General features: G+C 54.2%; 20 protein-coding genes. All 20 read right to left on the bottom strand.

Features of this window, described 5'->3' with window-relative positions; all coding sequences use genetic code 11:
* Positions 1-368 precede the first annotated feature (368 nt).
* The 20 genes from SPTER_RS17055 to SPTER_RS17150 all read right to left on the bottom strand — a co-directional run bounded on the left by SPTER_RS17055 (position 369) and on the right by SPTER_RS17150 (position 20,842).
* A complete protein-coding gene (locus SPTER_RS17055) occupies positions 369-1,640 on the bottom strand; it encodes a DUF3084 domain-containing protein (RefSeq protein WP_144351480.1) in 1,272 nt (423 codons plus the stop codon).
* A gap of 35 nt (positions 1,641-1,675) precedes the next feature.
* Positions 1,676-2,767 (bottom strand): LptF/LptG family permease, encoded by a 1,092-nt coding sequence (locus SPTER_RS17060; protein ID WP_144351481.1) that lies wholly within the window; start codon positions 2,765-2,767, stop codon positions 1,676-1,678.
* A gap of 10 nt (positions 2,768-2,777) precedes the next feature.
* On the bottom strand, positions 2,778-3,497 hold the full coding sequence (gene lptB, locus SPTER_RS17065; RefSeq protein WP_144351482.1) for an LPS export ABC transporter ATP-binding protein: 720 nt from the start codon (positions 3,495-3,497) through the stop codon (positions 2,778-2,780).
* A 44-nt stretch (positions 3,498-3,541) separates the two neighbouring features.
* Positions 3,542-4,285 carry an LptA/OstA family protein gene (locus tag SPTER_RS17070; protein ID WP_246105333.1) on the bottom strand — a complete coding sequence of 248 codons (744 nt, stop codon included), beginning with the start codon at positions 4,283-4,285 and terminating at the stop codon, positions 3,542-3,544.
* Entirely contained in the window at positions 4,282-4,836 is a 555-nt protein-coding gene (lptC, locus tag SPTER_RS17075; protein ID WP_246105334.1) for an LPS export ABC transporter periplasmic protein LptC, read from the bottom strand. Before lptC ends, SPTER_RS17070 begins: the two co-directional genes overlap by 4 nt.
* Positions 4,836-5,717, bottom strand: coding sequence for a lysophospholipid acyltransferase family protein (locus SPTER_RS17080; protein ID WP_144351484.1), 882 nt, complete (start codon positions 5,715-5,717; stop codon positions 4,836-4,838). The genes lptC and SPTER_RS17080 overlap by 1 nt, the downstream gene beginning before the upstream one ends.
* Before the next feature lie 47 nt (positions 5,718-5,764).
* Positions 5,765-6,310 carry a KdsC family phosphatase gene (locus SPTER_RS17085; RefSeq protein WP_144351485.1) on the bottom strand — a complete coding sequence of 182 codons (546 nt, stop codon included), beginning with the start codon at positions 6,308-6,310 and terminating at the stop codon, positions 5,765-5,767.
* On the bottom strand, positions 6,310-7,284 hold the full coding sequence (locus tag SPTER_RS17090; protein ID WP_144351486.1) for a KpsF/GutQ family sugar-phosphate isomerase: 975 nt from the start codon (positions 7,282-7,284) through the stop codon (positions 6,310-6,312). Before SPTER_RS17090 ends, SPTER_RS17085 begins: the two co-directional genes overlap by 1 nt.
* Positions 7,285-7,312: 28 nt before the next feature.
* On the bottom strand, positions 7,313-8,137 hold the full coding sequence (kdsA, locus tag SPTER_RS17095) for a 3-deoxy-8-phosphooctulonate synthase (RefSeq protein ID WP_144351487.1): 825 nt from the start codon (positions 8,135-8,137) through the stop codon (positions 7,313-7,315).
* Between the two features lie 14 nt (positions 8,138-8,151).
* Complete coding sequence (gene kdsB, locus SPTER_RS17100; protein WP_144351488.1) at positions 8,152-8,895, bottom strand: 3-deoxy-manno-octulosonate cytidylyltransferase; 744 nt, start codon at positions 8,893-8,895, stop codon at positions 8,152-8,154.
* 15 nt (positions 8,896-8,910) lie between these two features.
* Positions 8,911-10,065, bottom strand: a complete 1,155-nt coding sequence (gene lpxK / locus SPTER_RS17105; protein ID WP_246105335.1) for a tetraacyldisaccharide 4'-kinase — start codon at positions 10,063-10,065, stop codon at positions 8,911-8,913.
* A 26-nt stretch (positions 10,066-10,091) separates the two neighbouring features.
* Positions 10,092-11,405 (bottom strand): 3-deoxy-D-manno-octulosonic acid transferase, encoded by a 1,314-nt coding sequence (locus SPTER_RS17110; RefSeq protein ID WP_144351489.1) that lies wholly within the window; start codon positions 11,403-11,405, stop codon positions 10,092-10,094.
* Positions 11,406-11,450: 45 nt separating this feature from the next.
* On the bottom strand, positions 11,451-13,175 hold the full coding sequence (locus SPTER_RS17115; RefSeq protein WP_144351490.1) for an ABC transporter ATP-binding protein: 1,725 nt from the start codon (positions 13,173-13,175) through the stop codon (positions 11,451-11,453).
* Positions 13,172-14,323 (bottom strand): lipid-A-disaccharide synthase, encoded by a 1,152-nt coding sequence (lpxB, locus tag SPTER_RS17120; RefSeq protein WP_144351491.1) that lies wholly within the window; start codon positions 14,321-14,323, stop codon positions 13,172-13,174. Before lpxB ends, SPTER_RS17115 begins: the two co-directional genes overlap by 4 nt.
* A gap of 19 nt (positions 14,324-14,342) precedes the next feature.
* The gene (locus SPTER_RS17125; RefSeq protein ID WP_144351492.1) at positions 14,343-15,149 is read right to left on the bottom strand and encodes an LpxI family protein; all 807 of its coding nucleotides are present in this window, start codon (positions 15,147-15,149) and stop codon (positions 14,343-14,345) included.
* A gap of 118 nt (positions 15,150-15,267) precedes the next feature.
* Entirely contained in the window at positions 15,268-16,089 is an 822-nt protein-coding gene (lpxA, locus tag SPTER_RS17130) for an acyl-ACP--UDP-N-acetylglucosamine O-acyltransferase (RefSeq protein WP_144351493.1), read from the bottom strand.
* Between the two features lie 194 nt (positions 16,090-16,283).
* Positions 16,284-16,715 carry a 3-hydroxyacyl-ACP dehydratase FabZ gene (gene fabZ / locus SPTER_RS17135; protein WP_425474285.1) on the bottom strand — a complete coding sequence of 144 codons (432 nt, stop codon included), beginning with the start codon at positions 16,713-16,715 and terminating at the stop codon, positions 16,284-16,286.
* 36 nt (positions 16,716-16,751) lie between these two features.
* Positions 16,752-17,579 (bottom strand): UDP-3-O-acyl-N-acetylglucosamine deacetylase, encoded by an 828-nt coding sequence (gene lpxC / locus SPTER_RS17140; RefSeq protein ID WP_144351494.1) that lies wholly within the window; start codon positions 17,577-17,579, stop codon positions 16,752-16,754.
* 86 nt (positions 17,580-17,665) lie between these two features.
* Positions 17,666-18,439, bottom strand: coding sequence for an amino acid ABC transporter ATP-binding protein (locus SPTER_RS17145; protein WP_144351495.1), 774 nt, complete (start codon positions 18,437-18,439; stop codon positions 17,666-17,668).
* Between the two features lie 15 nt (positions 18,440-18,454).
* Positions 18,455-20,842, bottom strand: coding sequence for a hypothetical protein (locus tag SPTER_RS17150; protein ID WP_342787099.1), 2,388 nt, complete (start codon positions 20,840-20,842; stop codon positions 18,455-18,457).
* Between the last annotated feature and the right edge of the window lie 114 nt (positions 20,843-20,956).

Consider the following 20,956-nt stretch of genomic DNA (forward strand, 5'->3'; position numbering starts at 1 on the left):
ATGTGCGGGTGTCGCCACCGACATACCAGGAGGTCTACCCGTTCAGGGGGGATGGGTTCGAATGAGTATCCACGTTTCCTCAATCTCTCCGTCCTCTCTGCAGGGCTTATTCATGATATGCACCTGCCGCATTCCGCAGGTTTATGTTAACATAATTTCGATACAGTTGCAATAAATCCTGCTCATCTACCACATGTAGTTTTTGGAAAAATCCTTGTACTATAAGGTTTGGATAGATATGGCAACTGCATCTTGAAGAAGTTATTAGCTTTACATAACTAAACTTCATAATTGCTTATATTCTGCACAAAAATAAAGAATCCTGCTTGCTAAGCAGGATTCCTGACAGGTATATTGTGTCAATTATTTCAAAAGGCGCTTTTTATCCGGATCTCGATTTGCAGCGGCCCCACCGTATAGGTGTCGGCCTTAGCCTCGGCCGTTAACTCGATTTTGCCATTGTAGCGTTTGGCCCGGTTCACAACCTCAAAGAGCTGGGAGCCGCTCATGCTGCCGACAGTTCCCTGGATCGGGTCAGGCAGAATGCCCTGGGTAACAGCAGCGGCATTTACCTTTTGCAAAAAGAGCATAACCGCTTCCTCGGCCTGCTGGGCATTGGCCGGGGCGTTGACAACCTCACTGTAAACAACTCCGCCTTTATTATATACCAAATGGTTCGGATACAGCTCAATCCGGCCGATAACCGGTTCACCGTATACCGTATTGCCCACAGTGGAAATACGGACAATAACCGGCTGGTTGGTGCCGGCAATCAGGGCGGCCGCCTGGTCAAACTCCGAGCGGGCAATCCACAGCACCTCCAGCTTTTGCTCAGCTATGTCCAGTGTATCCAGTATCTGCAGATTGGCTCTGTACACCGCCACCCCCAGGGCGGCCGTGGTCTCTGCCAGCGGCTTGCCGCCATCAATCACCGCAGTGGATAATACCTCCCCGGTTCTAAAGACCACCGTCCCTTCCCGGACGCTCTGCAGGCCGTTTTTCAGACTTACAGTCAACTCATTCAAACGGTCCACATCGCTTTGGAGGGCAGTCTGCGCCGTCGTTAACTCACTCATTTTGGTGTTGAGACCGGCGATCCGGTCATCCAGTTCTGTTTTTGTGGCCTGCAGCTTCTGAATATCCCCCTGATACTTAACCAGGTTCTTCTGGGCTAAGGCATAATTGGACTGCAGCTGGCTCAGTGCCGCCGCGGTCTTATCGCGCTCGGCCGTAACCGCATCAAGTTCGGCCATACTCTGCGCCAGACGTTCGGCATTCTCTCTAACCTTGGCCGTGATCGCCACATATTCAGCGGTTTTGGTTTCCAGCTCAGCCCGGCTGCGATCCAGCTCGCTGGATTTAGAATCCACTTCCGTGGTCAGGGATACCAGTTCAGCTTTGAGCTCTTCCATGCCAAACAACGCGGTACGGACGTCCCAGGATACGGCGGTCATAAACATCAGGGTAAGTGCCGATATGAGAATCCCTGTAACTATGGTCACAATGATTGAAGTGTGCTTGGGTCTGAGGCCGAAGATACTGAGTTTCTTCTTCCCTACTTTAGTACCTAGTTTGTCACCAATATAGGCGATGGCGCCGCCCATAACCGCAATTATGGCAATAAGCACTACACCGTACATGGCTATCCCTCCTCTCGCCAAAAATGAAACAATAGTTATCGCGATGCCTTATAGATTAAATAGATGCCGGCCAGTGTCCCGATGATATTCGGTATCCAGGCCGCAAGCAACGGCGGAATCGCTCCGCCCTGTCCTAAGGCAGTGCATACCGTCAGAACAGCATAATACATAAAGATAATGATAATACTCAGGCCCAGGCCAATTGATGAGCTTGACCTGTTGGGAGACAACCCCAGGGGAGTACCAATCATGGCAAAGACAAAACTGGCCATCGGAATAGCTATCCGCTGGTACAGTTCTACTTCATAGTTGCTTGTTTTTGCATATTCCTGTTTTAAAACAGCTATATACTGCTTGAGTTCTGTCATCGACATCTCATCAGGCTTCTTTTGTTCCCGCGAGATATCAGTAGGATTTTTAGTAATCGGCATTACCTGCTCGGTAAATTTAAGGGTTCGTGTTACCCGGCCCTCGGTGGAAAGATCAGTGATTGTACCATTATACATCATCCAGCGGTCAGCGGCCCACACTGCACTCTCAGCATTTTCCAGCCTGACCAGCCGGCCGTCCTCAAATTCCTGAACAGAGACTTTACTCAGGGTGTTGGTATCTGACATATAGTTTTGTGCATAGGTTAACCGTTCAATCTGGCCTGCCTTATTAACATCTTTAACGACAATGTGCTCCTGTGATTTAGGCCGGGTATTTTTTTCGATCTCATAGCGCACAATGTTACTATAACCGGCATTGGCTGCCGGCACTACTTCTTCGTTAAGGACAATAGCAGCACCGCTTACTGCTAAGGCAGTAATCATCACCGGCACAGCCAGCCGGTAAAAACTGAGCCCGCCGGACCTCATGGCCGTGATCTCGCTGGAGCCGGACAAACGGCCGAAAGACAGCAGGGCCGCCAGCAGCATGGACATGGGAAAGGTTAAGACGATAATCGCCGGCAGACTGTAGAAAAACAGCTTGGTTACCGTAAGGATCGAGGCCCCGTATTTAGTTACATATTGAGCAATTCTAAACAGGGTGCTGGTGCCGATAAACACGCTGGAAAATGCGGCAATGCCGAAAAAGAATGGTCCCAGCAGCTCTTTTAGAATGTATTTGTCAAGTATCCGCATGAAATTCTCCTTACATGCTGAAGTTGTGACCAAGATAATATTTTTTCGCAACTTCACTGTTGGCAATGGTCGCACTGTCGCCGTCAATCAGGATTTGTCCTTCGTTGAGAATATAGGCTTTATCGACAATACTGAGGGTTTCCCGAACATTATGGTCGGTAATCAGCACGCCAATACCCCGTTCTTTCAGATAACTGATAATGGCCTGAATATCAGCCACGGCAATCGGGTCAACACCGGCAAACGGTTCATCCAGGAGAATAAAAGCCGGGTCGGTGGCCAGCGCCCGGGCAATCTCCACCCGGCGCCGTTCGCCGCCAGACAGCTCCGAGCCCAGGCGTTGGCGGACATGATCAACATGAAACTCGGCCAGCAGGCTTTCCCTTTTGGCCACAGCTTCCGCCCGGGTGAGCTTAGTTGTTTCCAGAATAGCCATCAGGTTGTCCTCCACCGACAGCTTGCGGAAAATAGAAGCCTCCTGCGGCAAATAGCCGATCCCGTAGCGGGAGCGCTGGTACATCGGCATATGGGTAATTTCTTCGCCATTAATAAAAATCTGGCCGCTGCTGGGGCGCTCCAGACCGACAATCATATAAAAAGTAGTGGTTTTGCCGGCCCCGTTAGCTCCCAGCAGGCCAACGATTTGCCCCTGTTCGACCCGCAGGCTGACCCCGTTGACTACATTGCGGGTTTTAAAGGTTTTTACCAGATCGCGGGTTTCGATATACATGCTTGCAACATCCTCGCTACTATACTAAGAGTTTGCCCGCCCGTTTACTGCGGGGTTATGACCAGTTTGGTACGTCCCTGGGCGCCCATCGCTTTTTCATCCAGGTGCAGGGTCAGGGTTTCCCCGGTCAGAATATTGCCGTCCTGGACGGCACGGGCATTGCCGCTGAGCACCACTTTGCTCTGCCCTTGGGGCTCGCCATAATAGGTTGCCGTATCGGCGATGGCATCAAGCTTGCGCGCCGGGCTGACAATGTGAACGGAGCCGGTGCCGGTCGCCCTGTTCTCAGGGATGAAGGCTTCAATTTTGTTGGCCGTCATAGTGCCGTCAGGCATTTCAATTTTAGCATTTTCCGGGACCAGGGCATATTGCGTGGTCGTAATATATTCAATCCGCGGACCTGTAAGCCGTTGCTCGCCTTTTGTCAGCACCGCCCCTCCCCAGGCAACCAGCCGGGTATTATTATTATAGGTTTTGACCTCTGCCGCCGTCAATGTGGCATCCTGGCTGACGGCCTGTACACCGCCGGTAAGATGCCCCTCCTGACTTTTGGTATTGTACTGGGCCCGGTCCCCGGTCATTACCGCCTGCCCCTGGGTAATCCGGACACCGCCGGTGGCCGTCATCAGGCCGCTGGCGGCGTCATATTCGATGGACTCAGCCGCAATCTCCACCGGGGTGTTAGCTGCCGGCGCCGCCGCCAGGGCCATCAGGCTGCCGGTACTTACCAGCAGCGCCAGGAGCATGGCTACGGCTGCCGGCCAGGAAATCCGTTTTATGTTTATCATTCTGTCTTCCCTCCTGTGAGTACCCTGGCCTTACCGAGCACTTTAATTTTTTCCAGCTTGTCGTCTGTCAGGATCTTGTCGCCGGTAATCACCGTATCGCCGCGGATTAAGGTGACACCGCCGGTACCGGTAAACAGCTTGGGTTCCCCACCCCAGCTGGCGGCCGGGGCGGTAAATACGGCGCCGTCACTGGCGGTGGCCCTGATATCGCCCTCCATGGAAATGTCCCGGGTCTTGGCATCAAGGACGGCCCGCTTGGCAATGATCTCCATCTTTTCTCCGTTTTCCTGATAAAACACGCCTTTCAGGTTGTGTAAATAGACTATTTTGCCGTCAGGTTCAGCCTCAATGGTATCGGCACTAAGTTCCCATAACCGCCTGCCGTCCTGCTCCTCAATAATTGAGCTGCCGGCAAAGGTTAGATTCGCGGCCGGTTGCGCCGGGGTCTGGGGATCGGCGGCCTGATCACCGTCCGGTCCCGCCAACAGATAATAGAGCCCCCCGGCCAGAATAACAATGACACAAATAATAATCAGATAGTTTTTTTTCATCAAGGCGACTTCACCTCTGTATTCCAGCGCTTTTTAAACCACAACCATTCATCAGGGTAGGTTCTGACCGCTGCTTCAATGATTTTGGTCAAACGTTCTGTCAGGTTATATAGATCGGCATCGGGATTGCCGGTATCTTCATAGTAAACAGGCGGCTGCAGCAGGATCCGGTGCGTCCCGTCGGCGTTCCGGACAATAAAGCCGGGCACTACCGGGGCTTTAAACCTGCGGGCAAAGACGGCAGGCCCCAGATGGGTTGCGGCCGGCTTACCCAAAAAATCGACAAACACGCCTTCCCGGCCGGCATCCTGATCACCGAAAAAGGCCAGCAGTTTGCCTTGTTTTAGCGCCCTGGCCGCGCCGATGATCTCGCCGGTGCCGCTGGCAAACAGCTCAATGCCGAACAGCTGCCGGTGTTCATTGAGGATCCGGGTATGCTGGTCGTTGGGCTGGTTTTTCACGATGTCGGCCACCGGAAACCCGGCCAGGGCCAGAGCGGCGCCGAACCACTCCCAGTTGCCCAGATGGCCGGTCAAAAAGACAACCCCTTGTTGCCGGGCCAGGGCTGCTTCCAGGTAGTGGCGATTCTCAAACGTTACATAGTTATTGATATTCGCCTGATTCAAAGCAGGCATATGGAGTACTTCGAGAAAGGTCTGGCTTAACTTGATAAACGAGCTTTTGATGATGGTTTCCGCCGCCGGCGCTGTCAGGTTGAGACGTTCTGTAATCTGCCTGAGAGCCCGGCGCCGCTGCTTGCCGGCCAGCCGGTAATAGAGCCGGCCCAGCCAGCTGCCGGCAGTAAGCAGAACCCGGTGCGGCAGCAGGCAGGCCAGGCGGCTCGCGCCTTTCCAGATGCAATATTGCCATTCATGCGGCATATCCCCGGCACCCCCTACCACTTGGAATTAGCGTTGCCATTAATTTTTTATTGACTTATAGTAAATCGTTCCGGTTTCATATACTGCTGGATCAGGTTGTCCCACAGGCCCTGGGCTTTCAGGATGTGCTCAATCACCTCACGCACCGCACCGCTGCCGCCCTGCCGGCTGGTTATATATTTCGCCGCGGCCCTGACCTCCGGCACAGCATTGCCAACCGCACAGGGCAGACCAATCCGGAGCATGACCGGCAGGTCGTTGATGTCATCGCCCACATAGGCAATCTCCTCTAACGCCAGCCCGTATTTGGCCACAAGCTCCTGCAGGGCGGTTACTTTGTCCATCGCCCCCTGGTAAACATCGCCGATTTTTAGTTCGGCCCCGCGCCGGCGCACCATTTCACTCTCGCGGCCGGTAATGATAGCGGTTTTAAGCCCGGCTTTGTGGGCCAGGGAGATACCAAGGCCGTCCTGCGCGTAAAATTCCTTGACGGTTTCGCCTTCGGCGCCAAAGATAATATGGCCGCTGGTCAAAACGCCGTCAACGTCAAAGATCAGCAATTTGATTTTTTTGGCCCATACTATACTATCCATTATACCACTCCTTGACGTAATAAGTCAGTAAGGTGAATAATACCAATTGCCCGGAACTGACTGTCAACTACTGGCAGCAGGGTAATGGGCCGGGGTTGATTTTTCTCCATTAGATTTAACGCCTGGGCAGCCAGCTTATCTTTGACAATTGTCCGCGGTTGTCTGGTCATCAGCTCACCGACAGGCTTATCCAGAAACTCGTGGCCATTTTCCAGACTGCGGCGGATGTCGCCGTCAGTTAACAGCCCCACCAGCTGCATACCGGCCAGAGACTCGACAACCAGCACGGCCCCCAGACCCTTGGCGGTAATGGCAAATAAGGCTTCTTTGACGGTTTTAGCCGGTGTTATCACCGGCAGGTCTTCGCCGCCGCGCATGACATTCTCCACCGTCAGCAGCAGCTTGCGGCCCAGGGACCCGCCCGGATGATATAAAGCAAACTCTTCCGGCGTAAAATTCCGGGCTGACAGCAGCGCCACTGCCAGGGCATCCCCCATCGCCAGCGCGGCGGTGGTGCTGGCCGTAGGCGCCAGCCCCAGCGGACAAGCCTCTTTTTCCACGGCCACATTAAGAAACGCATCGGCATTTTGCACAAGAGTACATTGTTTGCGGCCGGTCATGGCAATAATAGCGGCGCCAATCCTTTTAATGGCCGGCAGGATACTGACAAGCTCGCTGGTTTCGCCACTGTTGGAGATAGCTAACACAATATCGGCGGCAGTAACCATGCCGAGGTCACCGTGGATGCCCTCGGCCGGATGAAGAAAAAAGGCCGGCGTTCCGGTGCTGGCCAGGGTTGCTGCTATTTTTTTGCCAATAAGCCCTGATTTTCCCATACCGGTGACAACGACACGGCCGGTGCCATGCAAAATCATATTCATGGCAATGACAAACTGATCATCAATCCGGGGAATTAAGGCCCGGATCGCCTCCGCCTCCAGTTCTAAGCAAGCCCGTGCTTGTTCTATAGGCATAGTACACCCTCCCTGCAGATTCATGCTGCTATTTATGTTTTCTGACAACACTGTCGATTGCCAGTACGTCTGTTAACAGTTCTTCGAGTTTATCCACATACAGCATATTACAGGCGTCCGATTTACCCTCAGGCGGGTTGTCATGGACTTCCATAAACAGCATGTCAATGCCGGCAGCAGCGGCGGCTCTTGTCAGCGTGGGAACAAACTCCCGCTGGCCGCTGGAGGTGGTGCCTGCCCCCCCGGGCAGCTGCACACTGTGGGTGGCATCAAATACCACCGGATATCCCAGGGACCGCATAATCGGCAGCCCCCGGAAATCAACCACCAGATTGTTATAGCCAAAGGTGGCCCCCCGCTCGGTCAGCAGGATCTTCCGATTGCCGGCCTCCTCGATCTTGGTAATAACATTTTTCATGTCCAGCGGGGCCAGAAACTGGCCTTTTTTCACATTAATGGCCCGGCCGGTGCGGGCGGCCTCGTAAACCAGGTCTGTCTGCCGGCAGAGAAAAGCAGGGATCTGCAGAATATCCAGCACCTCGGCCGCTGCTTCGATCTGGGTTACACAATGGATATCACTGACTACCGGCACGCCCAGCTCTTTCTTGATATGAGCCAGGATACGCAGGCCTTCCTTCAGGCCCGGTCCGCGGAAGGAGTTATACGCCGACCGGTTGGCCTTATCATAGGAGGCTTTAAAGATATAGGGGATGTTCAGCCGGTCGGCAATTTCCTTGATGGCCCGGCCAATCTTCAGGGTCCGTTCCGGCTCTTCGATGACACAGGGTCCGGCAAGCAGGGCAATTGGCTGCCCGGTGCCGACGGTAATGTCTTGAATCTGTACTGTATGCATAAAATGGCCTCCTTTTATAGTGAGTGCTTACGGAAATAAGCATTGACCCGTTCCAGCTCTTCCGGGGTATCAACACCGATGGATTTAAAATCGGTTTTCAGTACTTTAATTTTGTAGCCATGCTCCAGCGCCCGCAGCTGCTCCAGCGACTCGGTCAGCTCCAGCGGCGTTGGCGGCAAAGCGGCATAGCTTAGGAGAAAATCACGCCGGTAGGCGTAAATGCCGATATGTTTATACACAGGCAGCGGCCCGCCGGGCAGGTTGTTATTCCGGGGAAAGGGAATCAGGGACCGGGAAAAATAGAGGGCATAACCGTCCAGGCTTACCACAATCTTGACCGCGCTGGGCAGCTTGTACTCGTCCGGGTCCATTTCGGTCATCAGGGTGGCCATGGTAAGCCCGGGACTGTCGTCAAAAGCCCCGGCCAGAAGATCAATAATCGCCGGTTGAATCAGCGGCTCATCGCCCTGAACATTGATAATGACATCAACCGCCGGATAGTGGGCGGCGACCTCAGCCAGGCGGTCGGTGCCGGTGGGATGACCGGCAGCGGTCATTAATACCTCGCCGCCAAAACCGGCAACCGCGTTATAGACCAGTTCATGGTCGGTCGCCACCAGTACGGTGGCCGGCCGCTTCGCCTGTTTAGCCCGCTCATATACATGCTGGATCATCGGTTTGCCGGCAATCATGGCCAGCGGCTTGCCCGGCAGCCGGGTTGATGAATAGCGGGCCGGGATTACACAGAGAAAATTCATGGACAATACCCCCTGTCAGGAACCATGGCTGGTCACCTGTTTTATCAGTTCCATAAGTTCGGCATAACCGTCATGAAACCTGACTTCTATTGACAGCACATAGACCGGCAGCGGCCGTTCGGAGTGGATAAACTCGGAAGGGATTTTGACGGCGTCTTTATCGGTGGTAATCAGGGCGCGGGCGCTGTTATCCACCGCCTTCTGCATAATGGCCTGCATCTCCGCCATCGTGTAGTCGTGATGGTCGGGAAATTGCACCGACCCGACAATCTCGCCGCCTAAATCGATAATTGTCTTTTCAAAGGACGACGGGTTGCCGATGGCCGAGAAGGGCAAAACCGGCTGCCCCTGAATTTTGCCAAGCGGTACTGTCTCCGGCCGTACCCCCTTATACCATTCTTCAATCTCGATAAAGCACTGGGGCGTATGGGTGCTTTCCACAACCAGCGCCTGATCATTATAGCGGGCCAACGTGTCCTTAATCGTCTCCCGGGCGTTGTCGGCCGCCTGATCAACCTTGGTTAAGAGAAAGGCATGAGCCCTGTCCAGATTTTTGAGCGGCTCGCGCAGCGTGCCGCGCGGCAGCAAAAAATTGTTGCCAAAGACATTCAGGCTGTCAATCAGTACAATATCCAGATCACGCTGCAATTGCCAGTGCTGATAGGCATCATCCATGATGATCACCTCAGCCTTAAGGTTATTAACCGCATAACTGCCGGTAATATAACGGTTGCGGCCGATAATAACCGGTACCCCCGGCAGGCTTTTGGCCAGCAAGTAGGCTTCATCGCCGGCCTCAGTCACCGTCATATAGATCTTACTGCCGTCCGATACCACCCCAACCTCGCCTTTCCAGCCTGAGCGGTAGCCCCGGTTGAGAATGGCCACCTTATAGCCCATATCCCGGATAATTGCCGCCAGGCGTTGCGCGGTCGGCGTTTTACCGGTGCCGCCTACGGTAATATTGCCCAGGCTGATTACCTTGCAGGGCAGTTTGTTGCAGGTTAAGACGCCTAACCGGTACATACCCAGTTTGATTGCGACTCCAAGGCCATAAATGAGCGACATGCCGCGGAGCACGCCAATAAGCACGGTTGCCAAAAGACCGCCTTTTTCGCCGTGCACTAATTTATATAGATATACCTGTAGCGCTTCACGCTGATGCATCATATAGTGTTCCGCCTTTTCGCCTGTTGTTAGTTCGTTTGCAATAAGTCATTGGCCTGCAATACTTCTCTCAAATGAACAGCGCTTTTACGGGCAGCGCCCTGATTTTCTTTGATAATGGCCAGGGCCTCATCGCCCATTTGCCGGGCCGCCGCCGGATTTCTTAACAGATTAAGCACCGCCGCGGCCAGACTGTCACTGTCCCTGACGGTCTCGCAGGCATCCCGGCCTGACAGCAGGGCATAGGTATCTTTAAAATTGAACATATGGGGTCCGGTTAAAATCGGTTTGCCATGGGCGGCCGGCTCCAGCAGATTATGGCCGCCGTGGGCGATCAGGCTGCCGCCGATAAAAACGATATCGGCAACACCGTAGATTTTCCCCAGCTCCCCAATTGTGTCGATAATAATTACGTGCATAAAATCGCCGCTGGTTCCCCCGGCCAGCTTGGTCCGCCGGGCAGCGGTAAAATTATATTTACCGGCCAGCTCGGCAATCTCACCGGCCCGCATGATATCACGCGGGGCGATAATCAGCTGGGTATCCGGAAATTCGGCAACAACCCGGGTAAAAGCAGCCAGCAGCAGGTCTTCTTCCCCTTTATGGGTACTGCCGGCCACGATGACCGTCCCGGGGCTGCGCAAGCGCAGGTCCTGATGCAATAAGGCTTTTTCGTCGGCATTCAGTTTTGTATAGCTCTGGTCAAATTTGGTGTTGCCTGTTACCACGATCCGGTCCGGATCAGCCCCCAGCCTGGTAATATATTGAGCATCAATCGTGGATTGCATGCAAAATTTTACGATGGTGTCCAGCATCTCTTTCAGTACGCCTTTTAAATAGGAATAGCGGGCCAGGCTTTTTTCACTAATACGGCCGTTAACCATCATCACGGGGATATTCAGTTCCCGGGCCGCTTTCAGGAAGTTAGGCCATAACTCGGTTTCCACAAGCAAAAACACCCGCGGCCGGATTCTCGTAATCACAGACCGGCTGAGCCAGGGCAGATCCAGCGGCGAAAAGATCACACCGTCGGCCTCGGGAATGATCCGTTGGGCCATCTCATAGCCGGACGCTGTAACTACCGATACCAGGACCGGTATGCCCGGCAGCTCATGGCGAATCTCTTTGACAATCGGGCTGGCCGCCACAATTTCACCGACTGAGGCAGCATGCAGCCAGATAACGTCTTTACCGGCCAGTTTGCAAATTGTCGCTGCCGGCAGCCAGCCCAGACTCTGTTTCAGGCGTTCGGTAAAACCTTTTTCCTGAAAGGTCCTTATGGCAAAAACCGGCAAGGCCACGATTACCAGAATCACGGCCAGGATATTGTAGATAAAGTACATGTCGCTACCTCTTTATTGGAATTCACAGGGTTGACACCGGTGGCTTTATTTATTGGCAAACTGGACCTGGTATAACTTGCGGTACAGGCCGCCGGCGGCGATTAGCTCCGGGTGGGAACCACGTTCGACAATGCGGCCTTTGTCCATAACCAGGATGAGATCGGCCCGCTGTACGGTTGACAGGCGGTGGGCAATGACAAAGGAGGTGCGGCCAATCATCAGCCGGTCCAGCGCCCCCTGGACCAGTTGTTCACTCTCCGCATCGAGGGCGGAGGTCGCTTCATCCAGAATAAGCACCCGCGGATTTTTGAGAATCGCCCTGGCAATCGCCACCCGCTGGCGCTGCCCGCCCGAAAGCTTGGAGCCCCGCTCACCGATATGGGTGTTGTACTGATCAGGCATGGCCATTATAAATTCGTGGGCATTGGCGGCTTGCGCCGCCGCAATGATTTCTTCCCGGGCGGCTTCCAGGTCGCCATACAGGATGTTATCATAGATTGTGCCGTTAAACAGAACCGTTTCCTGCGGCACAATCCCTATTTGCTCCCGCAGCGACTGCAGGGTAACTGTCTTAATATCATAGCCGTCAATCGTGATGACACCGCCTTCGGGACTATAAAAACGGGGGATCAGGTTGGCAATAGTCGTTTTGCCGGCGCCGCTCGGGCCAACGATCGCCAGCATTTGTCCCGGCTCGGCCACCAGGGAGATATCGTCCAGCGCCACCTCCCCCGTTTTATAGGAAAAGGTTACCTGCTCAAAGGCTACCCGGCCGGTAATGGCCGGCAGCGCCTTAGCCCCGGGCATATCCTGGATTTCCGGTTCCGTGTCCAGCACGTCAAATACCCGCTGCGCAGCGGCCAAAGCCCGCTGGATGTTGCCGTAAACACGGCTCAGGCGCTTGATGGGGTTAGTGATATTTACCACATAAATGAGGAACGCAATCAGCGCCCCCGCCGTAAGGTGGCCGTTAATAACCTCACGGCCGCCATACCAGATGATAATCGTAACCCCGATCGCCCCCAGAAACTCCACAATCGGCGTTAAGGTGGCACTAAGCTGGGCGGTTTTCATCTGGGCCCGGAAATTGGAATAGTTCTGCTGGCTGAAACGACTGATTTCGTAGTCTTCGCGGACAAAGGACTTGATAACCCGTACAGAGGCAATCGTCTCCTGCAAAACTGAAGTAATATCGGCTGCCCGTTCCTGCATGACCCGGCTGGCGCTGCGCAGCCGTTTGCCAAAAATATTAATGGCCTGGGCCACCAGCGGCAGCGTAATAAAGGTCAGAAGGGCTAATTTCCAGTGGATATAAAACATGGCGGCCATCGAACCGATGAGTACGGCCGACTCCGTTACCGCCTCGATTACACTTTCCACCAGGGCGTTTTGCAGGGCCGCCACATCGTTGGTTATATAGCTCATAATACTGCCTGTCTGCCGTTTCTCATAATACGACAGGGACAGGCGCTGCAGATGCCGGTATACGGCCTCACGGATATCAATAACCACTTTTTGCCCGATGTAAGACATCAGGTAGGTCTGACCAAAAAAGAAAAAGCCGCGCAGCAAATACACAACCACAATACCAACAGCAATGGTATCAAGCATCTGCATGTCTTTGGCGGCCAGCACATCGTCAATCACATTTTGAATAATCCAGGGAATAACCAGATTGGCGGCAGACGCCACCAGAATACAGATGATCGCCACGATAAACCGGGGCATATATGGTTTGATATAACGCAGCAGTCGCAGGTAAAGTTTCATTTAGATACCTCGCTCGTTGATCGGGACGCTACTTCCAGGATGACTTCAGCAACTCTTTTTACGGCGCCGGTTTGCCCAAGTTTTGCTTTGACCTCGGCCAGGTCGGCTAATACCTGGTTTCTAACCGCCGGATCGGCAATCAGTTTGACGGTCTCCGCCGCAATGGCGCCGGGATTAACGGCAGCCTGCAGCAATTCCGGCACAATCCTCCGGCCGGCAACAATATTCGGTAACCCAATATCAGGGATTTTAACCAGGAGTTTGCCCAAAATATAAGTCAGGGTCTCCATCCGGTAAATAATGACAGTAGGTGCCCCCATTAAGGAGGTTTCCAGGGTCGCGGTGCCCGACGCCGCAATGGCGGCATCGGCCAGCCCCATCAGGTCATAGGGATAATCACTGGTCAGGGTAATCTTCACCGCCTGGCCGGCCAGCATCGTTTGCAGCATTTCCCGGGAAATTGTCGAGGCTACCGGCAGATAAAACTGACAGTCCGGCAGTTTTTCGACAATCAGCTCACAGGCCGCCAGCATGACCGGCAGCAGGGTGCTGATTTCCTGCTCCCGGCTGCCTGGCATCAACAGCACCAGCGGGAGGTCCGGGCGGACAGCAAAATACCGGTATGCCTCCTCTTTACCGAGGGCCGGTTGTACGATATCTACCAGGGGGTGGCCGACAAAAGTGACGTCGGCGCCAGCCTCACGGTAGACTTCTGCTTCAAAGGGAAAAATAGCAGCCACCTTATTGACAATGCCGGCCACGTCCCGGGCCCGGCCCCGGCGCCAGGCCCAGGCTGACGGACTGATATACGATACTACGGGGATACCTTTTTGTCTGGCTATTTTTGCCAGTCTCATATTAAAATCCGGATAGTCGATGACCACGAGGGCATCCGGCTGTTCTTGGTCCATCAGGGCGGCAAGATTATCTCTCAAGGCAAACAGTTTGCCCAGATTTTTTATGACCTCAACAAATCCAATCACACCCAGGCCGGCAATATCATAAACAATAGTAACACCGGCGGCCTGCATCGCCTTGCCGCCCATCCCGAAAAGCTCAATATCCGGCTGTAAAAGTTTCAGGGCGTTAGCCACACTGGCACCATGCAAATCGCCTGATGCCTCACCAACTGAGAGCATAATTTTCATGTGGTTCCTCCTGCCGCAGTTAACTTAGGGCGGATATGGCAATCCCATTATTATCCGCCAGTGTCACTACCTGCTGTTTATCTACCACCAGCGTCTTCCCGGCCTCAATCACCAGGGCGACCGCCCCGGTTTCAATCATGGCCTGCAGGGTATCCGGCCCCACGCTGGGCACATCAAACCGCAGGTCCTGGTTGGGCTTGGCGGCTTTGGCAACAATAACCCCGCCCCGCCCCAGCTGGCCGCCGCGGCGAATACAGGCGTCGGTGCCCTCAATGGCCTCAACCGCCAGCACGGCCCGGTTTTTAACCACTACGGTCTGGCCAATATCCAGGCCGCCAATCTGCCTGGCCATGAATAAGCCATACTCCATATCGGCCTGCTCGGCCGGGGTTGGCTGACGTTTCGTCAGCACCCCGGCTGCCGGCATTAAGGGCCTGATGAGCTGCGTCTGATCCAGTACACCAATGCCTTCACCGGCAAACGCCTCCACCAGAGCCAGCATAACCGTATCGTCATTCAGATCGGGAAGCCCGGCCAGGAGCTGCCGCATCCGGGCATCAGGCTGCGCCACGCCGCTGAACAGATGCTCTTTCGTAACCTTGCCCAGCATGGTAACCCGGGGCACGGCTTCCTGTTTCACAATGGCCAGCAGTCTGTCCAGCTCGCCCAGACCCACGGTATAATATTTACCGGCAATCCGGGCCAGCTCGCTGTCGACACCGGGTGCAACAGCAATCGCGACCACGGCAAAGCCCATGCCGCGAGCGGCACGGGCAAATTCAACCGGTAACCGGCCAACGCCGGCAATAAGTCCTATGGTATTCATACTGATTCCCACCTTATGTAGCAGGCGCGGACCGGCCGCGGCCTGCACGTTCGTTATCCTGTTCCGGCATCTGTCTGCTATAGGTTTTGCCAAGCAGCGCCTGCCTATACATCCACAGTTAATCGTTTAAATCCTTGCGGCCGCGGCAAATCCCGCGTTCCGCGTTCCGGAGAAACCGCAGCATATGCTCAACTTCCTCACAGGATTCGAGGTCCTGCTCCATAACCGCAATGGCCTGAGCCAGGCTGAGACCGGAGCGGTACAAAATCTTATAGGCTTTTTTCAGATTGCGGCGGGCGACCTCGCTCATGCCGGCCCGGGAGATACCCACGCTGTTGAGACCGCAGACCTTAGCCGGATGGCCGTCAACGATAACAAAGGGCGGAATGTCCTGCACCACTTTCGAGGCCCCGCCAACCATGGCATTACGGCCAATTTTTACGAACTGGTGAACACCGGCCAGGCCGCCGATTACAGCCCGGTCTTCCACGACAACATGGCCGGCCAGAGTAGCGGCATTCGACATGATGACATGATTGCCGACAACACAGTTGTGGGCCACATGGGTGTAAGCCATCAGCAGGCAGTCCGAACCAACCCGGGTCTCTTCCCCTTCGCCGGTGGCGCGGTTAATTGTCGCAAACTCACGGATTTTGGTATTATCGCCAACAAAAACATAGCTTTTTTCGCCACGGAATTTCAGATCCTGCGGTTCGCCGCCGATCGAGGCACTGGGGTGGATAATGCAGTTGCGGCCAATACTTGTCCAGCCGTCAATCACTGCATGGGCCCCAATTTTCGTGCCCTCCCCGATCAGGACATGTTCCCCAATAACGGCATATGGCCCGATTTCCACATCTTTGCCGATACGCGCACTGGGATGGACGACTGCAGTTTCGTGTATTTTACGTAACGGTATTACAACCGATTCCGGTTTCATATCAAATCAACTCCCTACTAAGATTAGAACTATATAAGCAGATCTCGTATGCCATTTATTGTTATATATATTCCGACTCAGCAGTCGAAATATGACATGCGAAATACAGGTATATTTCGACTTAATTACTCAAATACAGGCATTACTGCAGATTATCATCCGGTTTTCAGTAATTATATCAATATTACGGATATTTATCTGGACGTAAGCGCAAACATAAATTCAGCCTCAGCCACAACCTGGCCCTCGACAAAAGCCTCAGCCCACAGTTTCCCGGCCGCACCGCGCAGCTTGATGATTTCAGCAACCATATACAGTTGGTCGCCAGGCGTCACCGGTCTTCTAAATTTAACCCTGTCCATACTGCCAAACAGAGCCAGCTTGCCCCGGTATTCTTCCGGGTATAGCATGGCAACCCCGCCCACCTGCGCCATTGCCTCTAAGATGAGTACCCCGGGCATAACCGGCCGTTCCGGGAAATGTCCCATAAAAAAATGTTCATTCATGGTTACGTTCTTGATCCCTACGGCCCGTTTCATTGGCTCAAGTTCGACAATACGGTCAACGAGCAGCATTGGATAACGGTGCGGAATAACCTCTTGAATCTCAGCTGCGGTCAAAATCATTGGAAAGCGCCTCCTCATATCAATCACATACTTGCTTTAAGCCATTATTTTTATAATCTGTTTCGCCAGTGTGGTATTTAGCTCATGGCTTGACTTTACCGCAATGACATGGCCCTTCATCCGGCCGGCCAGCGCCAGGTCGCCAATTACATCCAGAATCTTATGCCGGACCAGTTCGTCAGGGAACCGGAGCGGCGTTAAACAGTGCTGGTCATCATATACGATCGTATTCTCCAGACTTCCCCCCAGGGCCAGTCCCTGAGCCTGGAGGGCCGCGACCTCATGCATAAAGCCGATGGTACGGGCCGGAGCCAAATCCCGGGCAAAAACGGCAGGAGTAATTTCGTAGTCGCCAAACTGAACCCCGAGCAGGGGATGCGGGTTGATGGAGGTAAAGGTAATGCGAAAGCCGTCATAAGGTAAGATGGTAATAAATTTATCAGGATAACGCACCGTGACAGCCTCCTGAATCACGACCGGCGGCTGGCGCAGCGCCTCCTGACGGACAATGCCTGCCGCTTCAATCAGGATAAGAAACGGCAGGGAACTGCCATCGGCAACCGGCGGCTCGACTGAGGATATTTCGACAATACAATTATCAAGCTCCATAGCATAAAAAGAAGCCAGCAGGTGTTCCACGGTAAAAACCTTGGCTGCCCCCTGCTCCAGGGTAGTAGCCCGCATGGTATTGGTTACATTGGCAGCCCGGGCTGCCACCTGTGGCCGGCCGGCCAGGTCGGTCCGGACAAAAACAATGCCGCTGCCGGCCGGGGCCGGCTTCAGGGTAATCGTGACGTCCTGCCCGGAGTGCAGGCCAATGCCGGTATAGGTCACAGGCGAAGCCAGTGTGGTTTGGCGATTCATTATGGTTCCTCCTGAGTTGTCTAATTCCAATTAATTTTACAGGAATTTAGCATTTTGTGCAAGTATTAGATTTATTCAGAGGCTTGTCAGGCGATACGTTTCCCGGCCAAAGTGCTGGCACTGGTACTGAGCTGATATTCGATCAGTTCCTTATATTGCCGGCCCACCCGGGAAGCAGGCTCAACAAATACCTGGCTGGGAAGCCCGGTTTCCACAACAGCCCCCTTTTCCATGAGAACAATGCGGTCGGCCACATGCAGGGCGAAGGCAATCTCATGGGTAACCACCAGCATGGTGGCCGCCCGGTATTTCGCCAGCTCCTCCATGACAATCAGCACTTCCCTGACCAGCATGGGATCGAGAGAGGCGGTAGGCTCGTCCCACAGCATGAGCTCCGGCTCAAAGGCCAGCGCCCGGGCAATGCCCACTCGCTGTTGCTGGCCGCCCGACAACTGGCCCGGTTTTTGATCAATTGCCTGTTCCATGCCCACCTTGCCGAGGGCTGCCAGGGCTTTGCCATAGGCTTCCTCTTTCGACTGGCCGCCCATGACCAGGCCCAGCATCACATTTTCGATCGCACTCAGGCGGCTGATCAGATTAAACTGCTGAAAAACATAACCGATGCGTTTCCGCATGGTTCGCAGACCGGCGTCGTCCAGGCGGGTAATATCCACATTGTCAAACATAACAGCGCCCTGATCGGGTTCGATCAGCCGGTTGATCATCCGGATGGTTGTTGACTTGCCGCAGCCTGATGGTCCCATAATCACCACCGTCTCGCCCGGAGCTACCGACAGCTCCAGATTATTAACGGCTACAAGGCTGCCAAACTGTTTATACAGGTTTTGAATGCTGAGCACACACTTCACCCCCGGTTATTTAAACTTTACTTTGCGCTGATTCAGTTTTTGCAGTAACCCCGGCCGGCCACTGGGGATAACGATCTCCCGCATCACCTCGTCCATGGTCAAACCAAGGGCCTCACCGGCCATGACTTCGGCCTCGGCAACGGGGCTGATTTTCTCGGTGTAACAGGCCACCAGCAGGCCCAGCAGGGCCCCCAGCACCGGTACACCGGCCCAGGGAAGATAAGGAATGCCGCCGCCGGCCAGAATAAACATGGCTGTCAGCATAGTCGCCCCCACTCCAATACCGTAAAGGCGCTCAGGGGCGCTGAAAGTAACTGCCAGCCGTTCAGCAAACCGGCGCCAGCCGGTTGCCGGGATCTTTTTACTCAGCCGCTTGCGGCGGATTACGGTCATAATCGCGGTGTGGTCAAGCACCAGCAGCAGGAGCGTGGCAATGATGGCGGTCAGGCCGGCCAGAATGCTTTTGACTTCAGTCAGCACCTGATACAGTTCGCCGCGCGGGTCTGGTTCGATAACCCCCAGCGCAGTGGAATACAGCGACATATTGGTATGACCGGCCTGCTGCTGCACAACAGGCGTTACCGCATTGATATCAATACTGCTGGTGGTCAAAATCTGAATACGGGCGCCCGGAATGACCTGGCCGGCAATAAATTTATCCAGCAGGTTAATGGAATTGTTAATCTCTTCATCTTTAAGGTTGGGCACCGCCCCGGACAGGTACTGAATCTGAGCGGCAACCAGGGGCGTATTCAGCTCCTGCAGGGCTCCCAGGCGCAGCTGGGCACTGGTGAGGCCGGCTCTGGCCCCGGCTACGTCAAAGGCTTTCAGCGTGGCAATGGTGGTATTGCCATTGGCGGCAATATGATCAATCGTTGCTTTGGCCCGCCGGGCATTAGCCGCTACATTATCCAGCTGAGCCAGATTTGAGCTTAAACTGGTCAGATTTTGCTGGGCACCGCTCAGCGTGTCAATGGTCGAGCCAACATCACCATTCACCATCCGCAGGACCTGCAGTGAGCCGGCCAGACCGCCGATGGTGCGGGATGAATTGTCAAGCTGGCTGCGGATACCGCTGGTATCGATACCGGCCAGCCCGCTGGTGGCGGCCTGAATAATGCCGCCGGCCGCCTGCAGGCTGGACAGTGTCTGCTCCAGGGCAGTTATACTGCTGCCATAATTATCAAGCGCCCCCAGGGCAATAGAGCTAAGGTTCTTGCTATCCTGGGCAAAGCCGGGAATTTGGCTGACAAGCTTCCCGGTTTCCGTAAGGGCATTGCCTAATTGCTGGCGCGGATTCTTGTAAGCCGCTGTTACCGTTTGCCCGCCGGCCAGGTTTTTTTCCAGCTTGTAGCCGGCCTGGGTTTTTCCCTCCTGATTGCTCAGCCAGGCCGCATCGCCGGTGGTAATCCGACCCTCGGCGGTGCCGTTGGCGGCCATGGCCGTAATCTCAACAACAACATTGCCTGTTGCCGGTGCCTGGCCGGCCTGGGGCCCGCTGTCAGCCGTCCCCTGAAAGACAATAAGATCCCCTTTTGCCAGTTGAGTACCGGCGCTTGGGGTAAGTGTCACCTGGGCCGCATAGGCCTGCAGGAAGCGTTTAAGCTCCAGCATCGTACTGATCAGATAAGTCATGTCGTCATTGTTGCCGTCGACAGATACATTGCCGGCATAGGCCAGGCGGAGCTCCTGCTGCATGGCCTCGGCAATTGATGCCCCCAGGCGCAGTGGATTGGCCGGCTCACTGCCGACGGGGAAACTGATTTCAATGACCTGATACTCTTGCAAAAAGGTCTTAATTGCCGTATTGACGGCTGAAGATTTGTCCAGCGAACTTAAGATCACGCCAACCGACGAACCATCACGGAACACGAAACGCACGCCATCCAGCCGGCTAATCTGCTCCAGCAGCATGGTACGGGCCCCTTCAGGCACCCCTCGCACAGTCAGCCGCGGCTCGGTCATGACCCCGACACTGCCGCCGCCGGGCAGGCTGCCAAAGCTTTTCGCCAGCTCCTCATAGACTTTCTGGGTTTTAAACTGGTCAGGCAAGGCTACGAAGAACGGCGTCTTACCGGCAATCGTCGGTCCTTCTTTGGTCTTACCGCCCGGGAACACCTCATTAACAATCTTGTCGATGTGAACAGCCGCGTCCTGGCGGTTCTCCTCCCGCACCTGGACAAGCACGTCATATTCGCCATAGTCACCCACAAGACTGGCTAAGGTTTGAGAAAAATAACTATTCGCAGCCACCGAGACTGAACCAGCCACCAGCGAGCCTATGAGTACGCTAACAATAAGCAGCGTCAGAATATCGCGTTGAATTGAGTCTTGAAAGAACCTTTTCAGGAATTTCAGCTTATTTGTTTTCGGCGTCAGCAATGGTTCAGTCACCTCATTTCTGGTGTACATTATATCACGTATATCATTTTACTGTCCATAAGTATATCAAAAAAATGATATTTGTATATATTGTCAACTAAAAAAAGAGATTGCAGCCAAACTGGC

The sequence above is a fragment of the Sporomusa termitida genome, from assembly GCF_007641255.1.
In the GTDB taxonomy this organism is placed as follows: domain Bacteria; phylum Bacillota; class Negativicutes; order Sporomusales; family Sporomusaceae; genus Sporomusa; species Sporomusa termitida.

Bases quoted from the DNA above. Each gene is read 5' to 3' on its own strand.
- SPTER_RS17055 (WP_144351480.1), bottom strand. From the start codon at position 1,640: ATGTACGGTGTAGTGCTTATTGCCATAATTGCGGTTATGGGCGGCGCC.
- SPTER_RS17060 (WP_144351481.1), bottom strand. From the start codon at position 2,767: ATGCGGATACTTGACAAATACATTCTAAAAGAGCTGCTGGGACCATTC.
- lptB (WP_144351482.1), bottom strand. From the start codon at position 3,497: ATGTATATCGAAACCCGCGATCTGGTAAAAACCTTTAAAACCCGCAAT.
- SPTER_RS17070 (WP_246105333.1), bottom strand. From the start codon at position 4,285: ATGATAAACATAAAACGGATTTCCTGGCCGGCAGCCGTAGCCATGCTC.
- lptC (WP_246105334.1), bottom strand. From the start codon at position 4,836: ATGAAAAAAAACTATCTGATTATTATTTGTGTCATTGTTATTCTGGCC.
- SPTER_RS17080 (WP_144351484.1), bottom strand. From the start codon at position 5,717: ATGCCGCATGAATGGCAATATTGCATCTGGAAAGGCGCGAGCCGCCTG.
- SPTER_RS17085 (WP_144351485.1), bottom strand. From the start codon at position 6,310: ATGGATAGTATAGTATGGGCCAAAAAAATCAAATTGCTGATCTTTGAC.
- SPTER_RS17090 (WP_144351486.1), bottom strand. From the start codon at position 7,284: ATGCCTATAGAACAAGCACGGGCTTGCTTAGAACTGGAGGCGGAGGCG.
- kdsA (WP_144351487.1), bottom strand. From the start codon at position 8,137: ATGCATACAGTACAGATTCAAGACATTACCGTCGGCACCGGGCAGCCA.
- kdsB (WP_144351488.1), bottom strand. From the start codon at position 8,895: ATGAATTTTCTCTGTGTAATCCCGGCCCGCTATTCATCAACCCGGCTG.
- lpxK (WP_246105335.1), bottom strand. From the start codon at position 10,065: ATGATGCATCAGCGTGAAGCGCTACAGGTATATCTATATAAATTAGTG.
- SPTER_RS17110 (WP_144351489.1), bottom strand. From the start codon at position 11,405: ATGTACTTTATCTACAATATCCTGGCCGTGATTCTGGTAATCGTGGCC.
- SPTER_RS17115 (WP_144351490.1), bottom strand. From the start codon at position 13,175: ATGAAACTTTACCTGCGACTGCTGCGTTATATCAAACCATATATGCCC.
- lpxB (WP_144351491.1), bottom strand. From the start codon at position 14,323: ATGAAAATTATGCTCTCAGTTGGTGAGGCATCAGGCGATTTGCATGGT.
- SPTER_RS17125 (WP_144351492.1), bottom strand. From the start codon at position 15,149: ATGAATACCATAGGACTTATTGCCGGCGTTGGCCGGTTACCGGTTGAA.
- lpxA (WP_144351493.1), bottom strand. From the start codon at position 16,089: ATGAAACCGGAATCGGTTGTAATACCGTTACGTAAAATACACGAAACT.
- fabZ (WP_425474285.1), bottom strand. From the start codon at position 16,715: ATGATTTTGACCGCAGCTGAGATTCAAGAGGTTATTCCGCACCGTTAT.
- lpxC (WP_144351494.1), bottom strand. From the start codon at position 17,579: ATGAATCGCCAAACCACACTGGCTTCGCCTGTGACCTATACCGGCATT.